The sequence below is a fragment of the Nocardia sp. NPDC057668 genome (assembly GCF_042799795.1).
Classification (GTDB): Bacteria; Actinomycetota; Actinomycetes; order Mycobacteriales; family Mycobacteriaceae; genus Nocardia.
This window is the reverse complement of sequence record NZ_JBHVIC010000003.1, coordinates 345,739-354,995: the sequence shown is the minus strand read 5'-3', so window position 1 is coordinate 354,995 and position 9,257 is coordinate 345,739. Positions and strand designations below refer to the sequence as shown.

General features: G+C 67.2%; 8 protein-coding genes. 5 read left to right on the top strand and 3 right to left on the bottom strand.

Annotated elements, in window-relative coordinates; translation table 11 throughout:
* Positions 1-280 precede the first annotated feature (280 nt).
* Positions 281-1,336 carry a hypothetical protein gene (locus ACFVBH_RS20165; protein WP_379003308.1) on the bottom strand — a complete coding sequence of 352 codons (1,056 nt, stop codon included), beginning with the start codon at positions 1,334-1,336 and terminating at the stop codon, positions 281-283.
* Between the two features lie 110 nt (positions 1,337-1,446).
* On the opposite strand from ACFVBH_RS20165, the gene purN reads away from it, so the two are divergent.
* From purN to ACFVBH_RS20150, 3 genes are all read left to right on the top strand, one after another.
* On the top strand, positions 1,447-2,055 hold the full coding sequence (purN, locus tag ACFVBH_RS20160; protein WP_379003306.1) for a phosphoribosylglycinamide formyltransferase: 609 nt from the start codon (positions 1,447-1,449) through the stop codon (positions 2,053-2,055).
* Between the two features lie 159 nt (positions 2,056-2,214).
* Complete coding sequence (locus ACFVBH_RS20155; protein WP_379003304.1) at positions 2,215-4,737, top strand: ABC transporter; 2,523 nt, start codon at positions 2,215-2,217, stop codon at positions 4,735-4,737.
* A 94-nt stretch (positions 4,738-4,831) separates the two neighbouring features.
* Positions 4,832-5,368 (top strand): hypothetical protein, encoded by a 537-nt coding sequence (locus ACFVBH_RS20150; protein ID WP_379003302.1) that lies wholly within the window; start codon positions 4,832-4,834, stop codon positions 5,366-5,368.
* Here ACFVBH_RS20150 and ACFVBH_RS20145 read toward each other — a convergent pair.
* Both ACFVBH_RS20145 and ACFVBH_RS20140 read right to left on the bottom strand, forming a co-directional pair.
* Positions 5,354-5,851, bottom strand: a complete 498-nt coding sequence (locus ACFVBH_RS20145; RefSeq protein WP_379003300.1) for an anthrone oxygenase family protein — start codon at positions 5,849-5,851, stop codon at positions 5,354-5,356. The genes ACFVBH_RS20150 and ACFVBH_RS20145 overlap by 15 nt on opposite strands.
* Positions 5,848-6,684: an SDR family oxidoreductase gene (locus tag ACFVBH_RS20140; protein WP_379003298.1), complete on the bottom strand. Its 837-nt coding sequence runs from the start codon at positions 6,682-6,684 to the stop codon at positions 5,848-5,850. Before ACFVBH_RS20140 ends, ACFVBH_RS20145 begins: the two co-directional genes overlap by 4 nt.
* A gap of 65 nt (positions 6,685-6,749) precedes the next feature.
* Here ACFVBH_RS20140 and ACFVBH_RS20135 point away from each other — a divergent pair, with 65 nt between their 5' ends.
* Complete coding sequence (locus tag ACFVBH_RS20135; RefSeq protein WP_379003296.1) at positions 6,750-7,214, top strand: MarR family transcriptional regulator; 465 nt, start codon at positions 6,750-6,752, stop codon at positions 7,212-7,214.
* A 158-nt stretch (positions 7,215-7,372) separates the two neighbouring features.
* The gene (locus tag ACFVBH_RS20130; RefSeq protein WP_379003294.1) at positions 7,373-9,184 is read left to right on the top strand and encodes a VWA domain-containing protein; all 1,812 of its coding nucleotides are present in this window, start codon (positions 7,373-7,375) and stop codon (positions 9,182-9,184) included.
* The last annotated feature ends 73 nt before the right edge of the window (positions 9,185-9,257 follow it).

The window sequence follows — 9,257 nt, the reverse complement described above, 5'->3', positions numbered from 1 at the left end:
CGTCTTGATCTATTCGTTGGCCGCGTGGTGCATATCTTAAATGTCGCCGGCCAACTCCGTCCACGCGTGGGGGGGGGTCCACAGGTACCTGTGGACCCGCCCCGACCGTCTGTCTTATTCGATGACCGCGTTCGGGCGAGGTTCGCCGGAGCGCGAATGGAGTGCCGGGCGGGGTGGGATTCGCAGGCAGGCGCGATAGCTGATGGAGACACAATGCCGCTGATCGGCATGTACGCGCGCTGCTGAGGTTGGACCGATATGGCCTCTCGAGCCTCCGTGATCAGTTCCGTCTCGCCTCGGTGAGCGGAGTGGTGTCGACGAACCCGGTCCACTCGTGCGCGGCGGCCAGAGGAACTCGGTAGAGGTGTCCCTGGTCGGGGGACTTCTTGTGCTTTTTCCAGCCTGCGGCACGGATTTTCGCGAAGTCCCAGTAGAGATTGCCCCAGTAGTCGAGGTGGTTTCCACCTTCGGATCGATCGGGATCATAGTGCGTCGCCCAGTATCGGTTCCCGCCGAAATATTGGACGGCGCTACTCGTGCGCTGATCCGCTGACCGAAAGCAGGCAACCACGTAGGTGCCTCGGCAGGAAAGGCGTTGCAGTAGTTCAGCGTTCCCGACATAGCCGAGACCTTCGGCGTGGTGGTCGACGACGACGACCCATCCCGGCAGGATCGCGCAGGCAAGTGTGGAAATGCCCGGGGCGTAGGCGATTCCGGTATCGGTCAGCCCCAGATCGCACAGGATGGCATGCGGGTCGGCCCCGAGCAGATACACCGCCATCCACGAAACGCCGGGTGTGCTCTCTGGATTCGCGAATCCGGATTCCCGGGCGACCAGCGGGCCATGCGCGACACTGGACCGCTCGCTGCTTTCGCTTCCGCTCCGAAGCGTCCCGATGTACCCCGGTGCGATGGCGGTGAGTGCATGGCTGCTTCGTTCGGAAACGAAAGCAAGTGCATACCAGTCATTTTGCGTGTCTATCGAGACCAGTGCGGTTCCGACCGTGAGGCTTCGCTCGCCGATGTACTCGAGCAACGCTTCCACGCCGTCGATGGATCCGTAGGTCTCGAACCGGGCGCTGAGGGCTTTCGTCCAGCGCAGGTTCATCTCTGTCGGATACATGAACAGGGACCGAAGCCGACGGAGAACACTCTCCAGGGGCGCCTTGCTGTCGAACTGGACGATCTTCCGGTCGGCTTCGAGCCGGGTCAACATCTGTTCACGCGCGGCATCATCGTTCTCGCATCGCTCGATAGCGCGAACATGATCGTCCCGGCCCGGCGACATAAACCGCGTGATCTCAACATATTCCCGACGCCCGTACCGCTTCTCCATGCAACCCTCTTCACGTTCGGCTGATGCAGCCACACCATAGGGCAGTGGTCCGACCAACTCCTTGTGGTCCGCCCGGCATCGCCGGGAGTCGAAGTGCGAGACTTCTGGCCATGGCAAAGCTGCGGCTCGGTGTTCTGGCTTCGCACAACGGCTCCAACATGCGCGCGTTGCATCGGGCGTCGCTGGCCGCTGACGGCTTGTTCGAAGTCGCGATCGTCCTGTCGAACAACAGCGGTTCGGGAGCGTTGGAGTACGCGCGTGAGCATGGTGTCTCGGCGCGGCATATGTCGGGTCGCACGCACCCGGATCCGGTGGCGCTCGACGACGCGATCCGCGCGGTGCTGGTTGAGCACGAGGTGGGCTTGGTCGTGACCGCGGGGTACATGCGCAAGCTGGGACCTGGTGTGCGGAGCGAGTTTTCGGGGCGGATCATCAATATACATCCGGCTCTGCTGCCGAAGCACGGCGGGCACGGCATGTGGGGGATCCGCGTGCACGAAGCGGTGTTAGCCGCCGGCGACGCGGTGTCGGGGCCCTCGGTGCACCTGGTCGACGAGGAATATGACACCGGTGCGGTGCTCGCTCAGCGTGAAGTGCCGGTGCTCGCGGGTGACAGCGCCGAATCGTTGGCCGCACGGGTGCTGGCCGCGGAGCACGACTTGCTGCCGCGGGTGGTCGCCGATATCGCTCGTGAGCACGCTGCACGGGCATCGCGGTAGCCGGGCAGGGCGGTAGGCGGCGGGCGACGATCGCGGGGCTGGTGGAGGGCATGTACTCGCACGGTTGATCAGGCGGGACCGCCTCCGGCCCGCAGCGCCCATCGCGAGTGGTAGCTAAATTGTTGCTGATTGCATCCGGAAGTGCGGCAGAATGACCGGATGGCACCCGAGCAGGAGCTCGACCACTTCGTCCGCGTGCGCGGTTCCCAGGTGCACAACCTCCGGTCTGTCGATGTGAAAGCGCCGCGTGACGCGCTCGTGGCCTTTACCGGCGTCTCCGGTTCGGGGAAGTCGTCGCTGGCGTTCGGGACCATCTACGCCGAAGCCCAGCGTCGCTACTTCGAGTCCGTCGCACCTTATGCGCGTAGATTGCTGCTGCCGACCGGAGCGCCGAAAGTCGACGACATCACCGGATTGCCGCCCGCGGTCGCGCTGCAGCAGCGGCGCGGGGCGGGAACATCGCGCTCGACGGTCGGGACGGTGACGACGCTGTCGAACCTGCTGCGGATGCTGTTCTCCCGGGCCGGCACCTACCCGGCGGGCGCGAGCGAACGGCTGGATTCCGACGCGTTCTCGCCCAACACCGCGGTCGGCGCGTGTCCGGAGTGTCACGGGCTGGGGCGCATCCACCGGATGACCGAGGAAACGCTGGTGCCCGATCCGTCGCTGACGATCCGGGAGGGCGCGGTCGCCGCGTGGCCCGGCGCCTGGCAGGGTCAGAATCTTCGCGACATCCTGGTGACGCTGGGCTACGACATCGACAAGCCCTGGCGCAAAATCGCCAAGGCCAAACGGGATTGGATCCTGTTCACCGATGAGCAGCCGACCGTCACCATCGATCCGCAGTCGCATCCCGTGCAGGCCGACTACTACTACAACGGCACCTTCTCGAGCGCGGAACGCCACGTCCGCCACACCCTGGCCAACTCGCAGAGTGCCACCATGCGACGGCGGGTGCTGCAATTCGTCGACAGCATCGACTGCCCGGTCTGCGGTGGTTCCGGGCTGCGACCCGAGGCGCTGGCCGTCACGTTCGCCGGGCGGACTATCGCGGAGTACATCGCGCTGTCGCTCACCGATCTCGTCGACGCGCTGCGTCCGGCCGCGAACCGCGCCGAGGCCGGCGCCGCCTGGGAATCCACCGAATCCGGCGAACTCACCGAGGTCGCCACCCTGATCGCGGCGGACCTGGTCGCCCGCACGCAGGTACTCATCGATCTCGGCCTGGGCTACCTGAGTTTGAATCGCCGCACGCCGACGGTGTCCCCGGGCGAATTACAGCGGCTGCGCCTGGCGACTCAGCTGCGCGCGGGGCTGTTCGGGGTGCTGTATGTGCTCGACGAGCCCTCCGCAGGTCTGCACCCGGCCGATGCCGAGCCGCTGCTCGACGTGCTGGATCGGCTACGGCGAGCGGGCAATTCGCTGTTCGTGGTCGAACACGACATGGACGTGGTGCGTCGCGCGGACTGGATCGTCGACGTGGGACCGGGGGCGGGGGAGCTCGGCGGGGAAGTGGTCTACAGCGGGCCGGTCGCGGGCTTGGCCGCGGCGACCGCGTCGGTGACCCGCCCCTACCTTTTCGGCGATCGCCCGCGTGCGTCCCGGCAACCGCGCACTCCGATCGGCACATTGCGGTTGCGCGGCATCCGTTTTCACAATCTGCGCGATCTGACGGTGGAGGTGCCGCTCGGGGTGTTCACGGCGGTCACCGGTGTTTCCGGATCGGGGAAATCGACGCTCGTCTGCAAGGTGCTCGGCGATGTCGTCACCCGCCATCTGTCCCCCGGCGGAGCGCCGCCCGACGCCGAGGAATCCGACGGCGGCGATCCGGATGCGGCGCTCATCGACCTCGATCAGGACGCGAGCATCGGGGTCAGCGCCGACGGACTCGCGGGCATCGATCGCCTGGTCACCGTGGACCAGCGCCCGATCGGGCGCACGCCGCGCTCGAACCTGGCCACCTACACCGGCATGTTCGACGCCGTGCGGCGGGTGTTCGCCGCGACCGACGAAGCGCGCCAACGCAAATGGACCGCGGGGCGGTTCTCGTTCAACGTCGCCGAGGGGCGCTGCCCGACCTGTCAGGGCGAGGGGTTCGTCGCCGTGGAACTCCTTTTCCTGCCCGGTACCTACGCCACCTGCCCGACCTGTCACGGCGCGCGCTACTCCGAGGAGACGCTGGAGGTGCGCTACCGCGACCGCACCATCGCCGATGTGCTGGCGATGACCGTCGACGAGGCATCGGAATTCCTCACCGACCTGCCCGGCGCGGCACGGAGTCTGCGCACTTTGCGCGAGGTCGGACTCGGTTATCTGCGCCTCGGTCAGCCCGCCACCGAACTCTCCGGCGGTGAAGCGCAGCGCATCAAACTCGCGACCGAGTTGCAGCGGGCCCGCCGCGGTCACACCCTCTATGTGCTCGACGAGCCGACCACGGGGCTGCATCCCGCCGATGTCGAACTGCTCGAACGTCAGCTGCACCACCTCGTCGACGCCGGCAACACCGTCGTTGTCGCCGAACACGACATGACGGTGGTGGCGGGGGTCGACTGGGTGATCGATCTGGGGCCCGGGGCGGGCGACGGCGGTGGGCGGGTGGTCGCCGCCGGGCCGCCCGCGCGGGTGGCCGCGGCGCGTGACAGCCGGACAGCGCCGTACTTGGCGGCCCGGCTGGCGCGATAAATGACCGGTAGGTCACCCCCGCCGGGCGACCGTAAAGTTGCTCGTGAAGTTTTCGAGTCCTTCGGGATCGTCCTCCAGTCGCCGGAGAACTGTGATGAGTAGCGTTGCGGAACTGCTGGATCAGCTTGTTCTGCTGGCACCGGCCGACGTAGCGGGCTGGCTGCGTACGCACGCGCCGTCGCCGGCCGAGTCGAACTGGCTCGGGCTGGCCGAGGTCGCCGGACAAGAAGCGATGCGCATCGAAGGTGAGTCCGCTCTCGACCGGGCGCGTGTCTCGATCGCGATTCGGGAGCTGATCGCCGAGTCGACCGACGACGAGTCCTATCGTCAGAGCCAGATCCGCGATGCCATGAACCTGCGGGTGGCAATGATCAACAGGTTCGGTCCCGACATCGATGATCCGGTGCGCGATAGTGCCTCCATCTACCGATGGTTTCTCGATCGTCGCACCGGTCAACTCGATCGCGCGAAATCGGATTCGTCGCACTGGCGGAGTTTGCCGATCGACCGGATCCGTGAGCTCCGGCAGATCAAGAACGAGCTCATCGTGCTTCGAAATCTTCGGCACGGCAGCGACTCCGAGATAGCCGAAGTGCGCGGGTGGCTGGAGATCTGGTCACGTCTCCCGTGAGGATTCGGCAACCGTCTGCGGGGAAGCACCCCGGCTGGGCAGCACGGTGGTGAGGGCGAGGAATCCGAAGGCGAGAACCGCGGCCACCGTTCGCACGGTGTGGGCGATCTGCCAGCGGTCCCGCACCTCCGACCAATCGGCGGGCGGAGACTGCACGTTCCACCCCAGCTGGTCGGCATTGATCGGAAGATTCACCATGATCGTGAGGCCGAGGACGAACACGAGCAGGGCCGGCGCGGCCACCGCCAACCACCGGGTGTTCGTTCGGAATGTCCGGAAGGTCGATACGGCTGTGGCGGCCAGCGCGGGTAGCAGCGTGGCTGTGGCGAGCTTGTCCAGCGAGTCGAGCTCGACGAGCCGGACCCGGGTGTAGACCGAGCGGTCGAAGTTTCGCAGGGAGAGCTCCAGAACCAGAACGCCGACAAGGAATCCGGCGAAGAGGCCGGTGAAAAGCAGGCCGGCGAAGCGTGCGAACCTCGTCACGACCATGCCCCCGCGTGGTCGCCGACCCAGTCGGCGAAGCCCCGGGCGGGACGGCCGAGGATCGTCTCGACCTCGGTCGTCACCGTCGCGGGTCGCTCCATCTCGCGCCGGTAGCGCGCCATGAGCGCCCGCACGAACTGCTCACCGAGGCCGTTCCGGATCATGGCCTGGGCGGCCGCCTCGGCGGGGACCTCCTGGAATCGCAGCGGCCTGCCGATCGCCGCGCCGATGATCGGAACCATCTCGTCGAGTCTGAGCGCCTCGGGCCCGGTGATGGGGATCTTGCGGCCGAGCAGCGCGTCGTCCAGCAGCGCCCGGGCGATCACCGCGGCGACATCGCGCTCGTGGATCACCGCCTCGGCGAAGCCGCCGTACGGCCCCCGGACGGTGTCTCCGAACGCGAGCTGGCCACGCCACATTCCGAGCGTGTTGATCGCGAATGAGCTGGGCCGCACCGCAACCCACGGCAGCCCGCTCGCGGTGACGGCGCGCTCCACCTCGGCATTGCGGTCACCGTTGTATCGGGAGGGCTGGTGGCCGGGGTCGTCGTCCACATTGATCGCGGACATCACGACCACCTTCCGGACGCCCTGTTCGGCGGCGAGCCGGAGCAGCTCGTCGGTGTTGTCCTTGGCCGCGCGGGGGTGGACGAACAGCCCGTGAACACCCCGCAGCGCGGCGTGAATCGCTTCGGGCGCAAAGGTTTCCACTCCGGCAGGGAAACCGGCTTGTTGCGGGTCGCGGGTGATGGCCCGGATCTCGGCGCCCCCCGATAGCAGTTCTTCGACGAGTGGGCGGCCGATGATGCCGGTCGCTCCGGTCACGAGGTACATGATGAGTCCATCCGGTTGTCGTATAGTATGAGAACCGTATCATTATATTTTGGGAGTCGTATTATATGAATTCGGTAACATATGCTCATCGGAAGGCGACCGTCGAGCTCAAGGGGTCGTTGCGGGAGCTGAGCAATCAGCTGTCCCTGCTCAACCGGCGGGTCGGCAGCCGGCTTGAGATGAAGGACGTCGACCTCGACTGCCTCGACGTGATCAACCGGCTCGGCCCGCTCGGCCCGAAGGCGCTGGCGCGCGAGGCCGGGCTGCATCCGGCGACCCTCACCGGAATTCTCGACCGACTCGAAAAAGGCGGCTGGGTGGCCCGCGAAGCCGACCCCGCCGACCGCCGCGCCACGCTGGTTCGCGGCCTGCGGGAACGCAACGCCGAGCTGCTCGGCCTGTTCGCCGGGATGAACGCATCCCTGGACGGGATCTGCGCCGACTACAGTGCCGCCGAACTCGATCTGATCACGGACTTTCTCGCCCGCGCTACAGCCGCGGGGCGCGGAGCGACGGAGGAATTGACCTGAGAAGGCTGGTCACCCAGGAAAACTGCCGCGCACGATCGAGCGTATTTCATGAATCAGCGGTCTTCCCAAGTGTTTTCGGGGCATGTGAGGCCTGGCTGTTCTCGGTTAGCGTCTGTCGCGGAGGGGTCCATTTCAAGGCGAGATGAGGGGACGGGGACGTGTCGCGCTGGGTCGTGGTGGTCGCTGTGATTCTGACGGTGTTGGCGGGTGGCCCCGTCAGCGTCGGGCCCGCATCCGCCGAGGCGGCGTCGAACCCGTTGATGGTGGTGGTCGACTCCTCCGGATCGATGGCTGAAACCGACACCGGGGGAACCCGTTTGGACTCTGCCAAGCGGGCGCTGGGTGCGTTCGTGGACCGGCTGCCCGCTGGAGCGCGGGTCGGGCTGGGCGCGTACGGGACCGGGACCGGGTCGGGTCCCGAAGACCATGCGGCCGGGTGTCGGGACCATCGGCAGCTGGTTGCGGTCGGGGAGGGCGACACCGCCGGGTTGCGGAGTGCGATCGACGGTCTCCAGCCGCGGGGGTACACGCCTATCGGGTACGCACTGCGGCAGGCGGCTGCCGCGCTGCCTGCCGGCGGTGAGCGCGGCATCGTGCTCGTTTCGGACGGAGAAGACACGTGTGCGCCGCCGGAACCCTGCGCGGTGGCGAAAGAACTTGCCGGACAGGGGATCAGGCTCCGGGTTCACACGATCGGGTTCCGCGTCAGCGGGGTCGCGCGGGATCAGCTGTCCTGCATAGCTAATGCGACCGGTGGAACCTACGCCGATGCCGAGGACGGCGTCGCACTCGAACGAGTGTTGCCGCGCACCGTCGCAAAAGCGCTGCGGTCCTATCAGGTTCGCGGAATCCCGGTGGACGGGTCGGCCACTCCCGCCGGTGCGCCGGTACTGACAGCCGGTAGCTATGTCGATGACATCGACTCCGAGGCGAGGCATTACGCGGTCGACGTACCCGACGGATGGCGGGTCTACTTCTCGGCCACGGTCATACTCCCGGCCGGCAACAATCTCGGCGTCGAGATGCTGTCGCTCGCCCCGACCGGTCCCGATGGGCGGCCATGTACGACCTCACCCATCGGCGAGGTGATCGCGGGAGCCGACAAGGGCGCGGTGGCGACCGTCACCGCCGCATTCCCCGATGCCGGGACCGCCTGCAAAGCCTCGGGCAGATTCACCTTCGCGGTCTCGCGGCCGCACCCGGACGGCTATCGGGACATCCCGGTTCTGAACCGCCCCTTGGAAATCCAGGTCCGGCTCGAGCCGCCGACCCTCGATGACTCCGGTCCCGCCGTACCCGCGAACAACAGGGCCGGTTTCGTCGAGCAGCCCGGCCCATCGGTTTCCGTGGTGGGCGGCGGGTCCTTCGCCGACGCCACCGCGCTGCCGGGCAGCGGCCGCTACACCGACACACTGCTGGCGGGTGAGCGAGTGTTCTTCAAGGTCGCGCTCGACTGGGGCCAGGGCGTGTCCTACCGGCTCAGCGCCGGGCCCTGCTCCGGCGTCACCGGGATCGAGGCGCAACTCGATGACTCGCTGCGCACCAAATACCGGCTCACCGCGCAATCGGCCACGGACGGGCAGACCCGCGTGCTCGACCCGCTCGAATCACCCCGGGTGTTCTACCGCAATCGCGACAGCGGCAACGCCGCCACGAAACTGTGGAGCATGCCCGGGTGGTACTACCTGGAGGTCTTCGTCACCGGCGGCACCGGCCATCAACGCGGGACGACTACTCCGGTCACCCTGGAGGTCTCGGTCTCCGGCGATCGGATCTCCACCCCGCGGTATGCGCGGGACGTGACCGCGGATCCCGAAGGGTCGGTCACGGCCGGGTCCGCATTCATCGCGACGAACACGGGTGAATCGGGAAGCTCCTGGGTCCTGACCGGTACCGCGATAGGGGCCTTCGTCCTGATTGCGGCGACCAGCGGAGGGTGGCTGATCCACCGCCGATCCCGCCGAGGGTGAGCCCCTGCCCGCTGGGCTCGGGAACCGCGCGGCGGGACCGGCTGCCGCGCGAATGAAGCTTCCGCCACTCCTC

Bases quoted from the DNA above. Each gene is read 5' to 3' on its own strand.
- ACFVBH_RS20165 (WP_379003308.1), bottom strand. From the start codon at position 1,336: ATGGAGAAGCGGTACGGGCGTCGGGAATATGTTGAGATCACGCGGTTT.
- ACFVBH_RS20150 (WP_379003302.1), top strand. From the start codon at position 4,832: ATGAGTAGCGTTGCGGAACTGCTGGATCAGCTTGTTCTGCTGGCACCG.
- ACFVBH_RS20140 (WP_379003298.1), bottom strand. From the start codon at position 6,684: ATGTACCTCGTGACCGGAGCGACCGGCATCATCGGCCGCCCACTCGTC.
- purN (WP_379003306.1), top strand. From the start codon at position 1,447: ATGGCAAAGCTGCGGCTCGGTGTTCTGGCTTCGCACAACGGCTCCAAC.
- ACFVBH_RS20135 (WP_379003296.1), top strand. From the start codon at position 6,750: ATGAATTCGGTAACATATGCTCATCGGAAGGCGACCGTCGAGCTCAAG.
- ACFVBH_RS20155 (WP_379003304.1), top strand. From the start codon at position 2,215: ATGGCACCCGAGCAGGAGCTCGACCACTTCGTCCGCGTGCGCGGTTCC.